Genomic DNA, 449 nt, shown 5'->3' with positions numbered 1-449 from the left:
AAAAAAGCTAAATCACCAGGTTCACTTTCTTCAATAAAACTTAGGGCTTCTCCTTGTGTTGCTTGTTGTGAAGCATCTCTTAATAATTTATATCCGTTTAGTTTGTAAACCATTTGAGTAAAACCAGAACAATCTATACCAAAAGGTGTTTTTCCGCCCCATAAATACGGAGCATTTAGGTATGAAAAAGCAGTTGTAATAATGTTTTCTTTGGCTATTTGGCCTTGTGTTGTGTTGCCATCATACGTATGATTTAGTAACTGTAAACCACTTAAACATGAACCTAACAATATAGGGTGTAGTTGGTTGTTGGTATCTTGAATAAATTCTACTAAATCTAACGATAGTTTTAGAGGACTATCTTGTAATTGTTTGTAGTTTTCTTCTAAAATTTCAATGTACTGTTTGTTGTCAATCCAACCTTCATAAGCATCAAAATCTAATCGTAT

1 protein-coding gene is annotated in these 449 nt (G+C 32.5%); it reads right to left on the bottom strand.

Features of this window, described 5'->3' with window-relative positions; all coding sequences use genetic code 11:
- Nucleotides 1-449: C40 family peptidase (locus FUA24_RS20990; protein ID WP_148545046.1), on the bottom strand; the 449-nt coding region annotated here is incomplete at both ends.

It is taken from the genome of Seonamhaeicola marinus, assembly GCF_008085455.1.
This window is presented reverse-complemented; position numbering and strand designations above follow the sequence as displayed.